The sequence below is a fragment of the Rhizobium sp. No.120 genome (assembly GCF_054558365.1).
This window is the reverse complement of the sequence record NZ_BAAJNQ010000023.1, coordinates 1-19,817: the sequence shown is the minus strand read 5'-3', so window position 1 is coordinate 19,817 and position 19,817 is coordinate 1. Positions and strand designations below refer to the sequence as shown.

Sequence of the window (19,817 nt, the reverse complement as noted above, 5' to 3'; positions counted from 1 at the left end):
AGGCAGTTTTGTTCTCAACGTCGGCCGACCTTCAGATTTTACGCACATCGAGAAATAAGAAAGGTCGCAGAGGTTCTGCGACCTTTCTAAGCGATTGGTTGCTATGGAGTCAGTCAGCGTGTCGGCGGTGGCGTTGCCGTCTTGACCCACTCGGAGTAAGCGGTGCGTCCAAGGTGGACGCTTGGCCCGGGCATCAACATTCTGTCATCAAGCACCACGCCGAAATACGGCGTCTGCTTGTCGACGACGATCTCACGCTTGTCGCCAATCTGATGGAGGTACTTCGCCACCGCGTCGGAGATACGGATTGCTTCCGGTCCCGCGATTTCCTTCACGCCATTGGAAGGTGAGCCAACCACAACCTCCGCAAGAGCGTCGGCAACGTCATCGGAGAAAATTGGCTGCATCATCGCGGGAGAAAGGTGGACCTTATCACCCTGCGTACCGGACTGAGCGATACCGAACATAAATTCGAAAAACTGCGTGGAGTGAACGAGTGTATAAGGAATCTTCGATTCCCGGATAAGATTTTCTTGAACCAGCTTGGCTCGAAAATAGCCGCTATCCTGCAATCGCTCGGTGCCGACGACCGAAAGCGCCACATGGTGCTTAACTCCGGCAGCTGTCTCGGCGGAAAGCAAGTTACGCCCCGAGGTCTGGAAGAACTCCATGACAGCCTTATCTTCAAACGACGGAGAATTCGCGACGTCGACTACAACCTGCGCGCCTGCAAGCACTTCCGCGAGTCCCTCACCCGTTACAGTGTTCACGCCCGACGCCGGAGATGCTGCAATCACTTCATGTCCCTTGGCCTCAAGGCGCTTCACCAGTTTCGAACCGATCAACCCGGTTCCGCCAATCACGACGATTTTCATTGTTCGCTCCTATTACGGTGATCTTTCCGCAATACCGGTGATACCGGTACTGAAGATTTGTGCGGTCAGGATTCCAGTCGACGAGGTCGACCGACGCTCGGTGAAGATTCATCTCAAATGCCACAGGCCGATCAGAGCCTGACCTACGGAAACTCTAGGGAAATATCCCGATGAGCCTAGTTAAACATAGGTTGGGGATGGCCGTTCTCGCGCAAATTACACCGGCCGCCTTGGCGCAGACAAACGCAACTCGTCAAAGAGGAGGCAAAGGGCCAAAGTTCGGCGGCTTAGTCTCGCTGAAGCATTTCAACTTTGCGAACCAAGTCGGGAAGAGAGCGGCTCTGCATTTTGCGCATGACGCTCATGCGGTGGAGCTTGACGGTCATCTCACTGATTCCAAGCTCATAGGCAACCTGCTTGTTCATCAAGCCGCTCACGACCGCCAGCATAACCTCGGTCTCCCGCGGTGTAAGTGTGTCGGCGAGCGACCTCACCCGATCGACCTCAGCAGCGGTGTTGCGACGCTTACAATCCATTTCGATCGCATGATCGACCGCCTCGAGAAGGTCTTTGTTGGAAAACGGTTTGGTTATGAAGTCGGTGGCTCCCGCCTTCATTGCGCGAACGCTGGTGGGTATGTCCGCGAACGCGGTTAGGAAGATCACCGGGAGTTTGCTTCCTATCGAAATGAGGCGGTCCTGCAAGTCGAGTCCGGTACCGTCGGGCATCCTGAGATCAACGACAACGCATCCCGGCACTGTGGTGTCGGCTCGTTGAAAAAACTCGGAGCCGCTAGAGAACGCAGATGCACGCTTCTTTGTGACCAAAAAGAGGTCAAGCAATGTTTCCCGCATCTCGATGTCGTCATCAACCACATAAACAATGGGTTCAGCGGGCGCTTCCGGCTCTGCGTTTGCGTTTCGCATCTCAGTACCACCTTTCAGTCCCGGGGCACGTCAACCTAGCAAGTTGCGCCACAAAGCCTCAGCCCTCCAGGCCTCTATAGCACAGTTCACCATCGGCGGGACCATAAACCTTAGTTTGGGTCCCTTGCACACATACCAGCTCCACATGTCATCGTTGTAACCCTGCAAGGGTGCTGGGAGATTGGGTCAAGCCCACACTTCGTTTAGTCGCAAGGCACGTCGCATACTCCTACGATCTAGAGACTTGCATTATGTTGGAGTTTCTCATGAAAGTAGTTGTTGTAGGTGCTAGCGGCACCATGGGCTCGAAGGTAGTAAAATACCTCGAGCGCGATGGGCATGACCTCGTAGTGGCGTCCAAAGAGACCGGCGTCAATGCCTTGACTGGTCACGGCTTGGACGACGCTTTCGATGGTGCGGATACAATAATAGACGTTACGAACTTCGGCTCGTTTGGGAGCGGTGACGTCCTCGGACTCTTTAAACAAGCGGGAACTAATCTACTGGCGTCGGCAAGGAAGCACAACGTCAAACATTATCTCGCTCTCTCGGTCGTCGGCACAGAAAGCCTTGTCGAGAACGACTACTTCCGTGCCAAGCTCGTCCAGGAGAACCTCATCCGAGCTTCCGACTTACCCTACACCATCGTCCGATCCACACAGTTCTTCGAATATCTGAGCGGTATAGTCAGCACTTCTGCGGACGACGGCGTCATCCAGCTTCCATCACTTCGGCTCCAGCCCGTCGCCGGTGCCGAAGTCGCAGCCTGGATGGCTAAGCTCACCGCCCAGGAGCCTGAAAACTCAATTGTAGAAATTGGTGGTCCAGAACCGGTTGATTTTATTGATCTTGCAAATCAACTGATGACGGTCACCGAAGACGCGCGGCCGGTAACTTCGGATCCGGCAGCACGCTACTTTGGAATCACGGTCCGTCGTGACGGTTTGATCCCGACAATGCCTACTGCTCTGGGAAAACTGACGTATCATGACTGGCTGTCGAGAACATTGTACGCTTGAGCAGCGTACCAGAGCAGGTGGCTCCGGTACGAATTATCAGCGTTGCCAATCAGCGATGGTGGTCGCGGCGTTTTTGTCCGTCGCTTTAGACTGCGCGCACGCCCAAACAGTGCCAGCGGTGCCGAACAACGCTGGCAGGCTCACGGCGGGAAAATCGCGTAGCAGAACAGACGCTGAGCAGATGCCAACAGCTACTTCCCACAGGTGGAAGCAGGCGTGAGCGATCAGCCAGAGCGTTGCGGCAGCCCAGAGCTCAATACGCCGCTCGGGCTTGAACGTACCGATGCCGAATGCCAGCGCGATAAATCCTTGGATAAGGCCGATATCCCGGATGAAATGCTGATTGTAGAGGCCAGTATCGGTCACCCCGGGAACGAAATAATACCAACCCTCGGGATCATAGAGCATGTGGATCGACAGCCATGCGGCCAGAACCACGTTGAACCACACCATTGCGAGTATACAATATTTGAGCATTTGCATTTCAATCTCCTTCGGTTGACTGAAGAAGAAAATATCATCGTGACATACTCGAAACTTCCCAAACGAAGGTTTGAGCATCAAGCGCAAAATATGCTGCTGAAAAGGCCCTTGCGGAAATTGCACTTGATGTTCGGGAGGACGAACTGTTTGAAGGAAAGTACAAATTACTTCGATTTGCGGGCGTCGCATCAAACGAAAACAGCTAGTCGCGATCGAGACGGAAGCTGGGAGCTTGACGCCATGCTCGCGAATGCCAGCATGCCCTGACTGCGTCTGACCGCTGAGGTCTCTGAAGGTCGGAACTGCAGCGTTGATCTCGCGGCATTAATCGAGCGCTAATCGAGGCGCGTTGACGTTCACATCCAAATGGAAACAACATTTACCGATAGTTGGACTTGCCGTAAACGAGTTCGAGCTTCTTTATCAGTTGGACGAGCGAGCTCACCTTCATCTTCTTCATCATACGGCTTCGATGGATCTTCACCATCATTTCGCTCACATTGAGACGGTGCGCGATCTGCTTGTTGAGGTCGCCCTCGGCTACGTATTTCATCACTTCCCGTTCACGGGGAGTCAGCATCTCGATCAATCTCCGCGTGAGGTCGCGTTCGGCAGCTTGCGCTCGAGCAGCCAGATCTCGATTTATGGCACTACGCACCGCGGCGAGAACAGCCGCGTCGTCGAGCGGCTTCAGGAGAAAGTCACACGCTCCACGCTTTATGGCATCGACAGCCATCTGGACGGTCGCATCCCCGGTCATAAAGACAATTGGCAGCGAACAATTTTGGGCCGCCAATCGTTGCTGCACGTCGAAGCCATCGATTTGTGTGTCCAAAAGCAAGCAACCTGGTGGCCGGAGGTCGACGGAACCGAGTAACTCCCCACCAGTCTCGAAGCCTCGCGCGTCGATGTTCGCAAGTTCGAGAAGCTTGAGCAGCGAAAGCCGCGTTTCTACATCTTTGTCGACAATAAAAACCCTTGCCATGCCGGGCAACTCTGTTCGATTTGGCATGTGGGTGTCAGAATTCCGTTATTCTCAGTGGTGCAGCCGGCTAGCGCAGGAGGTACGGTGAGGTGCCTCCTGCCTCAGGTTGTCAATTCGCCGAAGCGGCCTCTTCAATAAGCTTTGTCACTTCGCCGGGATGAGAGATCATCACGACGTGTGAAGCACCCTGAACTGCGATGGTCTTTCGAGACTTTGCTCGGTCAGCCATCCATTGCAGGGCTTTGGCGGGGATATTTTTGTCTGCATCACCGTAGATAAACCACGACGGAATTGCCTTCCACGCCGCCTCCGGGGCAGGCTCTGCGAGCGCCGCGTCAGTGATCGGTCGCTGCGCTACCGCCATGAGGCGGGCTGTGCCAACCGGAACGTCCGCTGCAAATTGGTTAGGGAAGTTGCTCTGTTCGATATAGAGGTCCTTCGCGCCACTCGGCAGCGCGACGGGTTCTGCCAGCGTAGGTGCGAGCGAGCTTCCAGGAAACTTAGCGGACAGCTCGGCGGCGGATTCGCCCTTTTCCGGTGCGAAGGCTGCGACAAATACCAGTGCCTTCACATTGTGGGCACCAGCTGCTGCGTCGCTTATGACAGAACCGCCATAGGAGTGGCCGACCAGGACGACCGGGCCTTTCAAGGTTTTGATGACACCGGCGACGTACTCCCCGTCGTTCTTGATACCCCGTAGGGGATTGGCAACCGCCTTTACAGAGTATCCATCCTTCTCAAGGAGGATAACTACCCGGTTCCAGCTAGACGAATCCGCAAAAGCTCCGTGAACCAATACGATTGTGGGTTTTGGCGCTTCTGTATGTCCGGCAATTGAGGACGCCATATAGAGGCCCGCCGCGACAGCGAGTCGTGCGATATTGCGCATTTGCTTTCCTTTTATGTTTAACGCCCTACCCACCGCTCGCGCATTGTCATCACATGGGTCGGGAGCACTTGTCCGATCTGACAACGAGCGGCACCATCACTCTGATTGTCGTACCGCTGCCACTCAACCCAAACAAAGGTTTGCAGAGCCTATCAACGAAGCTGGAAACGATATCCTACATAGCCGTAGGAGATCATCATTTCCGTAAAAGCACCTGTAAATGTTACCAACGGGCATATGAGCGACAGAGCCCCACCGCCCCCATCGAGAAAACCCTCAACGCCGTTCTCCCCGAGAGCTGTTCGGCGGCGATGATGATTCTCTCGCGTGCCTCACGACTACGCTTCTGTTGAGGCGCAAGCTCGTCAGCGTTTGGATCTGGCGCTTCAAAGAGTCGCTCAATGCTCATTCCCTGCGTCTACCACAAGCTTCGACGGCATTCCGCGCTCACGCGTTCCGGAGCTTCCGCTACACTTCAAGCCAACCACTCGTTTAATTGGCGATCGCAATACACGGGGCTAAACCAAACGTGTGCCGCGGCTCCGGCTGCGGAGTTCCACTAAAATTCCGACTCTGAAAGCTGAGAGACACCCGATGAAGCTCTATTATTGCCCATTTGCTTGCAGTCTTGCCGATCATATCGCCTTGGAAGAGGCTGGGATTGAATTCGAGCGCGAGCGGGTAGACCTCAAAACAAAGGTCACAGCGACGGGGCGGAACTACAACGAATTGACATCAAAGGGATACGTTCCCGCTCTCCAATTGGACAACGGCGAAATCCTCACCGAGAACGTGGCGATCCTCGACTGGATTGCGTCGCACTACCCCAAGCTCGGCGTTCGGGGAGAATTGGGCCGCACTCGCCTGCTCGAAGCGCTCGCTTATATCTCCACAGAATTGCATCGTAGCCTGCGTCAGCTGTGGCATCCCGGTAGCGATCAAGAGACGACGGAGGCGCGCAACTCAATCGAGGCTCGGTTCGAGTTTCTATCGAATAGTCTCGCCGGCGACTACCTGTTTGGTGAAAATTTGACAGTTGCCGACTGCTACCTCTTTGTCATGTTGCTTTGGGCAGAGCGCTTTGGCATCGAGGTTCCCAATCCGCTTATCGCGTTACGCGAACGGATGCGGGCGCGTCCTGCGGTAAAGGTGGCATTGGCCGTCGAAGGCCTAAGCTGAATAACGCCCACCGACCCGCTTTTGAAAGGACGGGTCGGTGAAAATTTCTTCAGGTCAAATGCATGCCGCCATCGACGATCAGTTCGACGCCGTTGACGAAAGTTCCCTTCGACGCCAGAAACAATGCCGCCTCCGCGAGCTCTTCAGGTCGACCCATGCGACCTGCCGGGATCAAGCCTGCCATGTGAGCCTCGAATCCGGGTCGGTCGGCGTCGCTCACGCCGAGCTTGCCGAGTATTTCCGTCTCGACCGGTCCAGGGCTTAGGATATTTACGCGGATACGACGGTCCCGGAACTCGAGGGCCCAATTGCGCGCGAATGCTGCTAAAGCCGCTTTCGAGCCTGCGTAGACTGTGTGCTGTGGAAGCACCTTCGTAGCGGCCAAAGAGCTCACAACGATGATATTGCCCCCATCACGGATCAGTTGTGCGACTGCCTGCACACCGAAAAAGACGCCGCGTGCGTTGATATCGAAATGCCTGTCGAATTCGCTCTCCGTAACTTTATTCGAGCTTTCAAGGTTAATCACGCCAGCGTTCGCAACATAGATGTCGATTGCGCCGAACTTACGCTGGACCGTATCGGCCAAGCGTCGATGAAAATCGATTTCCGAGACATCGCCACGCACGCCAATTGCTTGATGGCCGATTTCGGTCACGGCAGCGTCGACGACATCTTGGCGGCGGCCGGTAATCAAGACCTGCGCGCCCTCCTCAGCGAAGCGCTTTGCCGTCGCCTTCCCGATACCGCTGTTACCTCCAGTTACTACTGCGATTTTTCCTTCAAGTGATTTCATCGATTGAACTCCGTTTTCGATCTTATTGAAGTACGACCTGAAGCCGCGAAGTATTAGTCGGCCAGCAGGCACATCAATCGTTCCTCAGGTTGGTGAATGGGCCCACGGGGCATGGCATCCAGGCTTCACCGATTGTGATTTCCGGCTCGGACGATAAGCCGGAGGTAATCACCGTCCTCCGACCGCAATTCGAATAGAGCTAGATCGATGTACGTAGATGATTCACAAGGCTGTATCGACCGCTTCGGCAGCTAATAATTCGAGTCCGCAGACGTTGAGTTCCGTCGATGTGGGCCACTCGCCAACGGAGTGGGGTGAGTTGGCAGAACCTGAGAGTACTCGGCATATGGCCGGCTCGGAGGTGAGCGTAAACCTCAATTTGGACGCCGCACTCTAGCCTCTGTGGCATGACGATGTACTAAGGGAGTTGGTTCGCGCGGCCGCCTATGCGTGACGGAAAACGGCACGGGGATCTCCCGTGCCGTTTCGTGGAGCGCAGAAATCTGCCCTGATACCTGCCGGGAAATCCAAACAGATCGCTGCGCGCACCTCTTGCTTCTCTACTGCGCATCAAGATCGAGTGCAGCCGCAAGTCGAACGCCATAGTCAACATCAGCTCGGCGGCAGTTCTCGACATGTCGAGCCTTCACGGCCATTGAGACACCGGCCATCGCTCTGACCGTATTCGCGATAAGCACCTCTTTCTGCTCTTCATCCATCAAGCGGAAGAGATCACCCGGCTGTTCATAGTGGTCGTCATCGATGCGATGATCATACCGGTCGGCCGATCCGGCTAGCTCGAGCGGAGGTTCCCGATAATCCGGCTGTTCATCCCAACTTCCACGTGAGTTCGGCACATAGCTCGTTTGAGCACCATAGTTTCCATCAATCCGCATGGAGCCATCCCGATGATAAGAATGGTAAGGACAGCGTGGTGAGTTGACCGGAATCTGATGGTGATTGACGCCGAGACGGTATCTTGCCGCATCGCCGTAGGAGAACAGGCGCGCCTGCAACATTCGGTCGGGCGAAAAGCCAAGACCCGGCACGATATTGGCGGGAGAGAAAGACGCCTGTTCGACTTCCGCGAAGAAATTTTCCGGGTTGCGGTTCAGTTCCAGAACTCCAACCTCGATAAGCGGATATTCTGAGTGTCGCCACACCTTCGTGAGATCGAAAGGATTGTGCCGATGGGCTTTTGCCTGCTCTTCCGACATAACCTGGATATAGAGCTTCCAGCGTGGATATTCGCCGTTTTCAATGCTTTCGAAGAGGTCCCGTTGATGGCTTTCCCGGTCGCGTCCGATCAAATGAGCTGCCTCCTCATCGGACAGGTTTGCAATACCCTGTTGGGATTTTAGGGTAAACTTCACCCAATGCCGCTCGTTGGCCGCATTGAACATGCTGAATGTGTGGCTGCCGAAGCCGTGCATATTCCGGAATGTCTTAGGAATTCCGCGATCCGACATGATGATTGTCACCTGGTGCAACGCCTCAGGCAACAAAGTCCAGAAGTCCCAATTGTTCTCAGCACTCCGCATCCCCGTTCGGGGGTCGCGTTTCACCGCGTGATTGAGATCCGGGAAGCGCAGCGGATCTCGGAAGAAGAAGACAGGGGTATTGTTGCCGACAAGGTCCCAGTTTCCTTGTTCGGTGTAGAACTTGATCGCGAAGCCACGAATGTCCCGTTCAGCATCGGCCGCCCCGCGTTCGCCGGCGACCGTTGAGAACCTGATGAAAATCGGCGTTTCTTTGCCAATTTCGGAAAAGAGAGCCGCCTTGCTGTAACGCGTGACGTCGCTCGTTACCGTGAACCTGCCAAAAGCGCCCGCGCCCTTGGCGTGCATCCGGCGTTCCGGGATGACTTCTCGATCGAAGTGCGCAAGCTTCTCGATTAGCCAAATGTCCTGGAGCAGCGCCGGCCCACGACGGCCTGCCGTTTCAATATTGAAGTTGTCCGCTACAGGCGCGCCTGCGGCCGTGGTCAGCTTTCCTTGAGTCATGTTCATCGCCCTTGCGTTTGAGTAAAAGCAATAGGCCACCTGCTTCTTCCTCCGTACAGCTATACCCTCGTTTGATTGCGCTCGATGACGGGAGAATACATTCAGGAAGACAATCTTAAATTGCATTTGCCCATGGCGCGAATTACTCTTCCTTGGAAAGTTTGAAGCAAGCCCATCGCCTCAGGTTGCGCCCACCTGCCGCCACCAGCCCGACCGGAGCGTCATGAAAGTTAGATCGAACAATTCGATTTACAGCATGTTTTCAATCCTAAGCCGTAGGCCACCGTCCATCACCGACGAAAAAATCGTACTGCCTGCATCCTCACATACGATCGTCCCGCCTGCCCCATAGATGTCGATTGCCGGTTACGACACCTCGTCAATACGGTGATGTACGATCTGTATTTCAGGAAGACTCAGCGGGCTCAACGCCGGCGCTGGCGAGCGGCGCGCGTGCTGATGTCTAGACCGATCATGTGCCTTGGACGCCACGAAACGGTTGGGAATTCGCGTGTCGATCGGGTTTGCAAACTGGTCTTGAATCGCCAAGCCCCGCAAAAAAGGGCCGTCTTCGGCGGGAAGACGGCCCACTATGCGGACGCGGCATCCGCAGTCCTCGACAACAAGGGGATGCCGAGGAGAGTCAAGCCGCTTCGGATGAGGGAGGAACGCGGTCTTGACGGTTTGAGGTTACTCCGTGGGGAATCCTGTAAAAGTTATACGTTGGTTTTGCCTGAACTAATGGTTCGAGACGAACACCTGCAGACCTGCACTGGAGGATCGACACCGCGATGTTTTCCCCGAAAGCAATTGATCTGCGCTCAACAACCATCTGCTTCTCCCGGTGCATTTCTCTCGTTCATTGACGCGGTATGGTTGTGTAGGTTGCTATAACTCCTACCGCCAGAACGAGCGTCTCCAGATCTGGATTTCTATCTAGGAACTCTGCTTGTGAGTGTACCGGCCTGACGGCATCTCTAAACCGATAAACCGACGACAGGGAACATACGACTCCGCAGTTCGCTCACTGCGCTGGAGGCAAGAATTCAGTCAGTGCCGCCGTTACAGCAACGGGTTGCTCTTCAGGAATCCAATGACCCGCACCCTCAACAACGATAGCGCGAACATTCTTCGCGACATGGCGAATATGCTCTCCATAGACGGCACCTAATCCTCCGATCCCGCTCATCGCAAGAACAGGCATTTCTAACTTATTCTCAGCGAATATCTTGTTGGCGGCAACATCCTCGGGAAATGCGCGGTAATACTCAAAGCCCGCGCGAAGTGCTCCTGGCTGTGAATATGAGCGGCCATATATCTCGTCCGCTTCATTGTCGAACGCGCGCGAATTCACGCCCTCCACGTTGTGAAACCATTTGAGATACGCTAACTCACGTCCGGCGATCAACATTTCCGGAACGTCACGCAGTGCGTGGAACCTAAAATGCCAGGTGCGCGGCCCCTTGACCCACTCGTCCCATGGATCAATCCCCGGTAGTGGTACATCAAGAATTGCCAGCGTCTTCACCTCGTCAGGATGTTGGGCTGCATAGGCGTAGACGACCATCCCGCCCATGTCGTGTCCTATTAGATTTATTGCGGGGCCAAGGCCAAGATTGTTGACCAGCTTCCGGATATCTTGTGCGATCGCCGCCTTATCATATCCTGCTACCGGCTTCGCTGTATCGCCTAACCCGCGGAGATCGGGCGCGAGAACCGTATACCCGCGGGCTGCTAACTCTGGCATTACGTAGCGCCACATATAGGAAGTCGTGCCCCAGCCATGAAGAAGGACAACTGTCTGAGGACCGCCACGCGCTAGCAAATAGTGATAATTGACGCCATCAACATCCGATTTGCCATCAACTATCGAATTTGACGCACCAGGCGCTCTATCAGCCGCCATGACTTCCGTCATCCAAACGGTACCCCACGCGAAAACTGCAAGCATTAGAGCAGTCGTAGCAAGTCTGCGCATTTTAGACTCCGAGTTGTCACACGAAGTGTCTCAAGACGCGAAATGGCTTCCCGCGTCTATAGAACGATCGTATGCAAGCTCATTCGTAAAGCCAGCGGCGGGCATCGCCCTAAGTCAAAGCGTATACTCGCGCCAATACTCCAGGGTCCCATATTGGCCCGGCCCCACCTCCGTTATCGTTGAATGGAATTCAAACCCCGGTGAGGGCATAGCTTTATCCTGTCTCGTTGTCATCGCTCTCAGAAACGGGCTTTCGGAGGATGGGCTTCGGAGTCCGGTCTCCAACCTTGACTTTGATACGTCTTCCAAGTGGTCGAAAGTCTGGTCCGAGAGCAGAGCCAAACGAGCTCCCCTTCGACGTTTGGCTATCGTCATGCATTTTCTTTTCGTCAGACATTGCTCTGGTGTCCGCTCCTATCAACCGATCTCTACAACCATTTGCGGATCATAACCCGTATGCTCACCTGGATATCCCCGCGGATTGCACACAACCCGCGTGCGGGCGATTATGTAGTCGCTCTGATTATGCAGATGCCCGTGCACCCATAAATCAGGACCGTGAGCTGCAATCATGTCGTCGAGGTTCGATGCGTAGCAGGGGCTCAGCGGATCACCAATGAAACGCGGCGAGAGAGACCGCCAGCTCGGTGCATGATGTGTGACAACCACAACTTTGCGATCCTGCGCAACGGCAAGCGCACCATCCAGAAAAGAGGTGGCCTCCACATGCTTTCGATAAAGGTGGATCGGCTTCAAGCGTCGGTATGGATTTCTCGACCACTTGATCTTCCGATAGTCATTCATGCCACTTTCGGCCGCAGCCATTGCCAATATGGGATCTGAACCGAGAAGCCGATAGTCAGTCCACAATGTGGTGCCCAGGAAAAGGACACCTCCGATAATGGCGGAGTCATTCTCAAGGTAGTAGAATCCGGGATGCCGCGCGGCAGTCTCCCGTGCGCGATCGATGCTTTCGATGAGGGCTGCTCCGTAGGTCTCGTGATTGCCAGCGACAAAAACCACGGGCATCTTTGGCAAGACGTTTGCCGCGAGCCATTCAATACTGGGGACGATGCCCTTGTTGAGGATATCACCCGCGCAAATCATGATGTCTGCTTCCGGCGGTTCCGTCAGGAAACGAATTGCGCCGAATTCGAGATGCAGGTCCGAAGCGATCCAAGCCTTCATGACGTTTTCTCCCCATCGAGCCCATGCCGGATTTCCGCCGCCGACAGCTCCTGCCGCTCAGACAAGAGCCGTGCCAGCGCCTCAACTTGTACCCGTCGTTCCGCAAGGATTTCGGTCGCTCTCGCTAGCTCCGTGTCCAGTCGCTGCCGCACGGTGCCCTGTAGCTGACGATCTTGACGGCGCATGTTTTCCCATGGTCTCTGGCCGTATCCCATGTCCATCAGAAGGTCATCGCCGAAGCCCAAACTCCTTTCCATCATGGTAGCCGTGTCATTTGCTAAACCAAGGTCGCCTTTCGCATCGCCGCCCGCCCCCGTGGAGTGGTCTCCGAGGATGACCCGTTCAGCTGCCATCCCTGCCAGAAGGATCGCGATCTGGTCGCGGAAATGGCAAGCCTTCCCCATGTAGGGAATGAGATTCTGAAACTGCGTTTCACCGAGATTGCCGTAGGCTGCTTTCGAGCTTTTGCCGCTCCGGATCCACACCTTCACGAGGGCTTCCGGTCGCAGAACGTGTCCGACAACCGCATGCCCGATTTCGTGAACCGCAAGGCGAAACCGTTCTTCCTCTGTGAATGGAACGCTCGGCGGCATCGCATCGGTGACGTCAGTTGCCCGGATCACGGCCCGTCCTGATTTTCTCGCAAGGCGACGCGCATCGCGGGCAAGCTTTTCGATATCTGCCCCTGTCCAACCTTCGGATTGGCGGACGAACTCCGTCAAATCACCCAGTTCGTGGCCTGGCAAATGATACTCGATAATCGCCCGCCGCGCTTCCTCGTCGGGCAACGGGATTTCGACGACCTTCTCCAAACGCCCGGGTCTCAGAAGGGCGGGGTCGATGCGGTCCGCATCGTTCGTGGCGGCAACAACAACCACACCCTCCCTTCCCCCGGCCGGATCAAGGCACTCCAGAAGCCCGTTGATAACCTGTCTCTTGTAATCATGGTGGGGATCGTTCTGATTTGTCCGGCGGTCGCCGAAGCTATCGAACTCGTCGAGGAAAAGGATGGCCGGACGCTCATCCTGAGCCCTTTTGAACGCCCCACGCATTGCCTTTAGCATGTCACCAAGATGGCCCTTGGCCTGCCACGCAGCCGCCGATTCAGAGATAAAGTTGACTCTGCAACTATTCGCGAGTGCCAAGGCGTAGGTAGTTTTTCCGCACCCAGGAGGACCACACAAGACAACGCCGCGGTCGACGTCGCGCCACTCGATCTCGCCTTGTTGCCAAAGACGCAGGTCCTCAGCCAACTGCATGCCCCAAACTTTCGCCTCCCCATAGCCAGCAAGGTGTTCGAGACGCGTTTTCGCATTTTCAGGCCGCGGAGGCGGCTCCGACTCCCGAGTCGGCTGCGTCCTGCTTTGCATTTGGCGGACGACACGCGAAATCGGCCTTCCACGGCGCATGGCCGCGTGAATATCATGCAAGCTCTGAGTGGCAAGGTAGCTGGCCTCCTCGGCGGTCATCGGCAAACTGAGTTCTCGGGCCGCGGCCATCCACAGTTTCGGCTCAGGCGGATGAAGCACAATGCGTTGGTCGAGGACCATTCCCAATTCGGCAGAGATCTGGGTCTCATCACTGTAGAAAAGCACCGCTCGGTTGGTGTTCCTGAATCTCTGAACCAAGCCCCAACCCGACTGGGAAATGGCTTTGGCACAATCCACGGAAACCGGCCGGTCACCGTTCTCGGAAACTGCATTGAAAGGATCGAGAAGGTCGCGGGTCGCCGCTAGATAAGCTTCAAAATCATCAAGACTCGGCAGCTTGACGGCAACAACAAAGCAGGTGGCTGAAAGAAACGGCCTAATCGCCCGCCTCACCGCCATCTGTGCGACGATGATTGGAAGACTGAGGGGCTGTCGTTCCGAACGCAACGAAATTAACGATCTCATGGTGGGCCTCTTTGGAATCGATGATGAAGGGGCAGGCTCAGCCCTTTATTCGTCTCACCATCGTTTCAGGCCCAATGAGCGCGTCATCAAGCTCGATTTCCAGTAAGCCCTGAAGAATGAGTGAGGCAAGCGCGGCGACGGGCTGCGTTTCCCTGATCACCCGCATGCAGTCCGCAAATGAGAGCGGCCCCTCCTCGTCGAGAGCACCAAGTAAGCGCACACGATCACCAAGCGGTACATAGTGTCCGCTATAGCGGAGCAGATCACGGGCGTTCTTCAATCGGTAACCGTCATAAATTTCCGCGCTGTCGACCTGGCGATACCGATAGCCCAACATGCTCGCCGCCTCGCAGAGAACTTCCGAGCAAAGCACTGGCTTTCGGTCCGGCGCATCCAGCATCCACCGAACTCCGGTGCTGTCGACCATCTCGAAATCCGACGCGTATTTGGGCGCGGCCAGATGTAGCGGCGGCGGAGCTGAATTCCACGAGATAACCGTGGCATTCAAATCGAGAATGCATGCGAGATCCCGCGCGGCTTTCGAACGGAAATTGCTTACAGGTGGAGATTTCAGCGACGGATGTAGGTTTGGAACCTTGAGCGAGCTCGCCGTTAAACGGCGTGTATTGCCAATATGATCCTGTGATGCCATGTCTGACCTCAATACAAACGTAATGGACACCTCCGCTTTCGCGGTAGCGTTCAACGTATTCGTATCGGGAACAGTCCAAGCATCGACATAGCAGAGAGAACTCTCTTCATTAGCCAAACGGAATTTGCCGAAAGGCTAGCGCGGTGTGCTTAACAAAGGATTACCGAGCCGCGGACGCCCGCGTGCGCACCCCTATCTACGTGGCAAACTATCACGTCGAACGTCGCATGATCGATGTAATTTGCGTCACGGGTATGATGCGGAAGAAAATCACCAAGTAGAGATTCGTTAAATTTTGTGCACTGCAACACTAAAAATACACACCAATCTTCCGCTAAACCCTTCCTCAAACCACTAGTAACTTCCTATATTTCAGGGGATAACTTCTCGTTGTTATTGCAGGATGGCCTTTTCACTTTCTAATTATCTTCAGCCTTAAATTGTAAGCTGGGTTTAATCGCATGTCCGATTCCGAAGTAGCTCGTGTTATTCTGCTCGATGAACCCTCTTCTGAAGATCTCTTTCACGGCAAAGGGCATGACCGCACGGCATCGGCGTTAGCAGCGGCAATCCGCGACTTCCGTCGTGCCGATCGAGCTATTGGTCTCGACGGCGCTTGGGGTTCTGGAAAATCGAGCGTGGTTGGCATCGCGGAGCGCAAGCTTCAGGACGGGAACGGCAAAACGAAATATCATTTCTTCACTTTCGATATCTGGAAATCGCAAGGCTCTGCATTCCGACGCTCGTTTCTCGAAAGGCTTGTCTCATGGGCGAAGGCGAGCTTTCCAAACAAGACCAAAACGCTGACCGAGATTGAGAAGAATATCAAAGGCAAGACCCGCGAGGTCGATACCAACAGTAGTCCACGCCTCGGTTTGTACGGAATTGGCGTACTCCTGTCTGTTCCCCTGCTTCCCGTCTATCTACTATGGAGCAAGGATATTTTCGACAAGCTGGCCAATAAGAACAACGAAGCCGACTTTCTTTGGTCGTGGCCGATGGTCTTTATCTATGTATTTCTGTTGATCACACTCGTCACCGCCGCGTTCAAATATCGAAAACTTCCAATCGCAGATGGCGGGCGTTGGGAAAGAATTGGCCTGGCGATCTCGCAGACCCTTCTCATCGGCGCTAAACAATTCGAACGCCAGACGGTCAAACAATACATCCGGGAGGTTGACCCGAATGACTTCGAGTTCCAATCCGTGCTGCGCGAGATATTGGGAGCGATCCAGGATGATCACACCCGGATCATCATCGTCCTGGATAATATTGACCGCCTACCCAGCGAGGAAATCGATGAATATTGGGCGATGGTGCGCTCTATTTTTTCGCGGTCCCACACGGACGGCAGCGGAACGAAGCATAGTCATATAACGGCTATCGTTCCCTACGATCGAAACCACATTGCTCCCGCAAAGGAGCAGAGCAACTCCTCCACCCTTCGTGCAAAGGAGCTTTTCGCGAAGACCTTCGACGAGGTACTAAACGTAGCACCACCCGTAATGTCCAACACCCGCGAATTCTTTGACCAAAAGGTCCGCCAGGCGCTCCCGCGGTTTGCCGACGAGGACGGCCTATTCCGGGTCTATCTCATCTTCAACTGGCTGATCGATAAGGAAGGAGGAAAGGCAACTCCCCGCCAGGTGATAGCCTTTATCAATGAAGTGAGCGGTCTCTTTGCGCTGCACAGCGGCCGTATCCCACTTCCAACAGCCGCTGCCTATCTTGCCGTTCGCGACAGACTGGAAGCGTCGCCTTCCCTTCTGGCGAAAGAGAAGATCGTCGACGACCAGCTCAGGTCGCTGGCCGCCGACGCCAGCCTGGATAAGCATCTGGCCTCAATTCTCTTCAACGTCGAGCCGGACTTGGCCTTCCAGCTTCTTCTCGACGCAGAACTGAGGAGTGCGATTGGCGAGAGCACGCCCGATCGTCTTATTGCACTTTCGAACTCTCCAGGTTTCGGTGTGCGCATAGACGAGGTGTTTGGGAACGGCGTTGCTGAGTGGAGGAGCGCAGGGAGATTGGCCACCGCGATCGGTAACATTTGCGACCTGCTCAATACCTACAACGGTGACGGCGCTGACCTTGTGCGACAGTCTGCCATCGAGGCGTTCCTAGCGACAGAGACCATTAGTACATTTGAAGAAGTGCGGTTTCGGAAACTTATCCGCACGTCAGCAAAGGAAGAGCGAACGAAGATCATCGAGCACCTCCTCTCGACGATCGTGGCCGGAATTGGGCCGCCCGATAAGATCGATGATGTCACAGGCAGTCGGTTGGCAAGTCTTTTTTCAACGATCGCGGAGGAAGTCCATGCTCTGGACCCTGCCATCGGGCTCGAAGGGATTTGGAAAAGAGTCGCGCTTCCTGCAGATTTGCTGCTGATATTCGGCTTCGCGCTTGCTTCATGCACGCTCGAAGTCACTTTGGCAAAGCTTGCGAAGCCCACCCTCGACCTCTCGGCGGAAGCGGAGTTCCTGAAACAAGCTGCCATTGATCGGCCTGGGGATACCTTCTTGGTCCTGGGCGAGTTCAGAAAGGCTGGAATCCTCACCGATGACTGCCTACTCACGATCAGCACCAGACTTTCGACAGCCTTGATGGAGGAAAGTGAAGATAACGATCTATTTGCGTCGCAAGCCAAGCTGATGGGCAAAGCATGGGCACTAATGTCTTTGGCGGCCCGCAAGAAGAATGATCTTTCGGCGCTGCAAAAGGATGCGACATTCTACGAGAACATGCACGCCGCCTTCTCGAAAAGCCCGGAAAGCGAGGCTCTACCCTTTGCACTTCTCGTCTTAGAAGAGCCGTACATCGGCGGGAAACTCGGCATACCTGTTCGTATCGCGCCAAATGGGCAGGCGATTTCTGCTGCACAAGAGGAGTTTGCCTGGCTCACTGGTGTGCTCAACGGAGACACTCTTCTAACTGACAAGCAGATAGACGTCTTCACGAATGAACTGAATTCGTACTCTCGCGTGCCACATTGGATATTTTACGGGCGCGACAATCCGAACAATAAGCTCGCTCCTGCGGTGACCCGCTCTGCGTTTGCGAATTCGAAGATCCCATGGATTGCTTCCGTAGACATCATACGGATCTACGCTTACCTGAAGACAATTCTTGAAACCGAGATGGAGACAATTCTTCCTGGTCTTGGGCAACGCATAGCGGCAGGATCTTTGGATAAGTTGACAATTGACGGTCTGCCCCTCCAACTGTTGTCGGACACGGTCAAGTATGCACAAACTGAATGGAAAACGTTCCATGATCGCACCGCCGCGGTTCTGGATTCAGTATCAAAAGACGAGTGGCTCGGGCATTTCATCGCTGGTGACAATTACTTCCAGCTTCTCATCGCGAAGGTGCAATCCTCAGGCTATTGCCCGGATTCAACCGAGATCAGAGATAGCCTCTTACGTTTCGTACTTGGCGTGCTGGACGGCACCAATGCCCCGGCACAGGCGATATACGATCCGATTTTGGATGCCTTCGACCCGAACTATCACCTCGAGTTCTTTAGGCTTGTTCGCGAAAAGGTAAGCGGCGTATCGGTCGAGACGATAGCCACTGCGGCCCAAATCATGCCCAAGCTGATGGTGAGCGTGATCCGGTCAGGTGAAAAGCAGAAACCCGAAAAGGAAAATCTCATCCGCTTTATTCTCTGGCCAGCGCTAGAGGGAGGAGTGGTCACAATCATCGACGCCTTCCTTGAACTCCCCAAAAGGGTGGTGGCAGATTTTGTGCGCTCCTCCGACAAGAGTGTACAGGATGCATTGGAACCTGCTTTGCGAGCCTTGTTGAAGCACAGCGACTACGGATACGTCCGACGCGTCACCGAGCATCTTCAAGGCAGAAGGTCGAAGACCCTTATCCAAACACTCTTTGGTTTGCCTGCTAAGGACGAAGACGAATAGCCGCCCGGTTCAGCACAGAATTCCGTTGCATGACCGTCTTTTTGGTTGATGGCTCCACTCTAATCGAAAGGACGGTCACTCCAATTCCCTGCATCATCAACGCTAGCTTTTCCGCGTTAACCATTTATTAACCATATCAGGCGACCGTTATATACCCACTTGGCTGATGCGGATCGCGCTCATGGACAGCGATATTTTTCTACTCAATACCACGGTGCTTAGCCATGCAGAGAAAAAGAAGCCGCACCCCGTTCTCGTGCAGTGGTTAGCTGCGCAGTCATCTCTAGCAATACCGTTCGCGACGTTCGTCGAGGTGGAAACCGGCATTATCGAAAGGCAACGGTCAAATCCCAAAAGAGCAGCCGAGTTGCGATACTGGCTGAACGATTTGTTGCAAACACAATTCATCTTCCCCGCGCTCACACCTGAAGTCGCCCACGTGCTCGCTAAGATGATTTGCTGCCGGCAATTGACCGATCTCTGGTACAAGGATCAATGCGACACCCGGAAGCCTGGACAAGATCTATCGATAGCGGCCGTCGCGAGTGTCTACGGGTTTCCGATAGCAAGCCTCGATGGCGACTTCGAGCGAATAGACCACTATTTCCCCCTTCCGGGCGTCTACAATCCAGCGTTCGACATGTGGGTGGTGCCCCGCTGTGACCCGCGCGAAGCAAACCTTGGGCACCAGTTGGTGGTCGCATAGTTGTATTATCACGCTCTTGCGACACCCGCGGCCTCCATCTTCGGCTGCACGTGCGTGCGTACTGAGGGGCCTGTAGCTCAATTGGTTAGAGCCGTCGGCTCATAACCGATTGGTTGCAGGTTCGAACCCTGCCGGGCCCACCACCTCGTCTAATTCGTCACGAACGATGATTCTTTCGTCAATACGATTGCGCTGGCGGGCATTGTTTTTATTGCGAAAATTTCCTCAGAGACGCATTTCTCCTCACTGACTACGCTGACATCAACACGAAGTTCCTGACGTAAAAGTTGGAGTAGCGTTTTATTTTTCCTGCAAAGACGGTC

Annotated in this window: 15 protein-coding genes and 1 tRNA gene; 5 read left to right on the top strand and 11 right to left on the bottom strand. The window is 54.7% G+C overall.

All coding sequences use genetic code 11. The features are described 5' to 3' along the window. Window positions 1-113: 113 nt before the first annotated feature. Window positions 114-875, bottom strand: a complete 762-nt coding sequence (locus ACYJRZ_RS30275; protein ID WP_152095351.1) for an SDR family oxidoreductase — start codon at window positions 873-875, stop codon at window positions 114-116. A gap of 287 nt (window positions 876-1,162) precedes the next feature. Next, window positions 1,163-1,801, bottom strand: a complete 639-nt coding sequence (locus tag ACYJRZ_RS30270; RefSeq protein WP_459465011.1) for a response regulator transcription factor — start codon at window positions 1,799-1,801, stop codon at window positions 1,163-1,165. Between the two features lie 266 nt (window positions 1,802-2,067). Here ACYJRZ_RS30270 and ACYJRZ_RS30265 point away from each other — a divergent pair, with 266 nt between their 5' ends. Then, window positions 2,068-2,820: an SDR family oxidoreductase gene (locus ACYJRZ_RS30265; protein ID WP_152095353.1), complete on the top strand. Its 753-nt coding sequence runs from the start codon at window positions 2,068-2,070 to the stop codon at window positions 2,818-2,820. Between the two features lie 36 nt (window positions 2,821-2,856). Here ACYJRZ_RS30265 and ACYJRZ_RS30260 read toward each other — a convergent pair whose 3' ends face one another. The 3 genes from ACYJRZ_RS30260 to ACYJRZ_RS30250 all read right to left on the bottom strand — a co-directional run bounded on the left by ACYJRZ_RS30260 (window position 2,857) and on the right by ACYJRZ_RS30250 (window position 5,168). Then, window positions 2,857-3,303, bottom strand: a complete 447-nt coding sequence (locus tag ACYJRZ_RS30260; RefSeq protein ID WP_095436731.1) for a hypothetical protein — start codon at window positions 3,301-3,303, stop codon at window positions 2,857-2,859. Window positions 3,304-3,682: 379 nt separating this feature from the next. Next, window positions 3,683-4,315, bottom strand: a complete 633-nt coding sequence (locus tag ACYJRZ_RS30255; RefSeq protein WP_459465009.1) for a response regulator transcription factor — start codon at window positions 4,313-4,315, stop codon at window positions 3,683-3,685. 82 nt (window positions 4,316-4,397) lie between these two features. Further along, complete coding sequence (locus ACYJRZ_RS30250; RefSeq protein ID WP_459465039.1) at window positions 4,398-5,168, bottom strand: alpha/beta fold hydrolase; 771 nt, start codon at window positions 5,166-5,168, stop codon at window positions 4,398-4,400. Window positions 5,169-5,771: 603 nt separating this feature from the next. On the opposite strand from ACYJRZ_RS30250, the gene ACYJRZ_RS30245 reads away from it, so the two are divergent. Then, a complete protein-coding gene (locus ACYJRZ_RS30245; RefSeq protein WP_095436735.1) occupies window positions 5,772-6,356 on the top strand; it encodes a glutathione binding-like protein in 585 nt (194 codons plus the stop codon). A 49-nt stretch (window positions 6,357-6,405) separates the two neighbouring features. Here ACYJRZ_RS30245 and ACYJRZ_RS30240 read toward each other — a convergent pair whose 3' ends face one another. The 6 genes from ACYJRZ_RS30240 to ACYJRZ_RS30215 form a co-directional block, all read right to left on the bottom strand. Continuing rightward, window positions 6,406-7,152 (bottom strand): SDR family NAD(P)-dependent oxidoreductase, encoded by a 747-nt coding sequence (locus ACYJRZ_RS30240; RefSeq protein ID WP_152095358.1) that lies wholly within the window; start codon window positions 7,150-7,152, stop codon window positions 6,406-6,408. A 560-nt stretch (window positions 7,153-7,712) separates the two neighbouring features. Next, complete coding sequence (locus ACYJRZ_RS30235) at window positions 7,713-9,155, bottom strand: catalase (protein WP_152095364.1); 1,443 nt, start codon at window positions 9,153-9,155, stop codon at window positions 7,713-7,715. Between the two features lie 1,024 nt (window positions 9,156-10,179). Beyond that, window positions 10,180-11,133 carry an alpha/beta fold hydrolase gene (locus ACYJRZ_RS30230; protein ID WP_459465006.1) on the bottom strand — a complete coding sequence of 318 codons (954 nt, stop codon included), beginning with the start codon at window positions 11,131-11,133 and terminating at the stop codon, window positions 10,180-10,182. A gap of 417 nt (window positions 11,134-11,550) precedes the next feature. Further along, entirely contained in the window at window positions 11,551-12,321 is a 771-nt protein-coding gene (locus ACYJRZ_RS30225; protein WP_459465004.1) for a metallophosphoesterase, read from the bottom strand. Then, window positions 12,318-14,216 (bottom strand): AAA family ATPase, encoded by a 1,899-nt coding sequence (locus tag ACYJRZ_RS30220; protein WP_459465002.1) that lies wholly within the window; start codon window positions 14,214-14,216, stop codon window positions 12,318-12,320. The genes ACYJRZ_RS30225 and ACYJRZ_RS30220 overlap by 4 nt, the downstream gene beginning before the upstream one ends. A 37-nt stretch (window positions 14,217-14,253) precedes the next feature. Further along, window positions 14,254-14,985: a hypothetical protein gene (locus ACYJRZ_RS30215; protein WP_459465000.1), complete on the bottom strand. Its 732-nt coding sequence runs from the start codon at window positions 14,983-14,985 to the stop codon at window positions 14,254-14,256. A gap of 344 nt (window positions 14,986-15,329) precedes the next feature. Between ACYJRZ_RS30215 and ACYJRZ_RS30210 the strand changes: the two genes are divergently transcribed. The 3 genes from ACYJRZ_RS30210 to ACYJRZ_RS30200 all read left to right on the top strand — a co-directional run bounded on the left by ACYJRZ_RS30210 (window position 15,330) and on the right by ACYJRZ_RS30200 (window position 19,637). After that, window positions 15,330-18,788 carry a P-loop NTPase fold protein gene (locus ACYJRZ_RS30210; protein ID WP_459464998.1) on the top strand — a complete coding sequence of 1,153 codons (3,459 nt, stop codon included), beginning with the start codon at window positions 15,330-15,332 and terminating at the stop codon, window positions 18,786-18,788. Between the two features lie 181 nt (window positions 18,789-18,969). Beyond that, window positions 18,970-19,494, top strand: coding sequence for a PIN domain-containing protein (locus tag ACYJRZ_RS30205; RefSeq protein WP_459464996.1), 525 nt, complete (start codon window positions 18,970-18,972; stop codon window positions 19,492-19,494). A 66-nt stretch (window positions 19,495-19,560) separates the two neighbouring features. Next, a tRNA-Ile gene (locus tag ACYJRZ_RS30200) sits at window positions 19,561-19,637 on the top strand. Window positions 19,638-19,817: the final 180 nt, after the last annotated feature.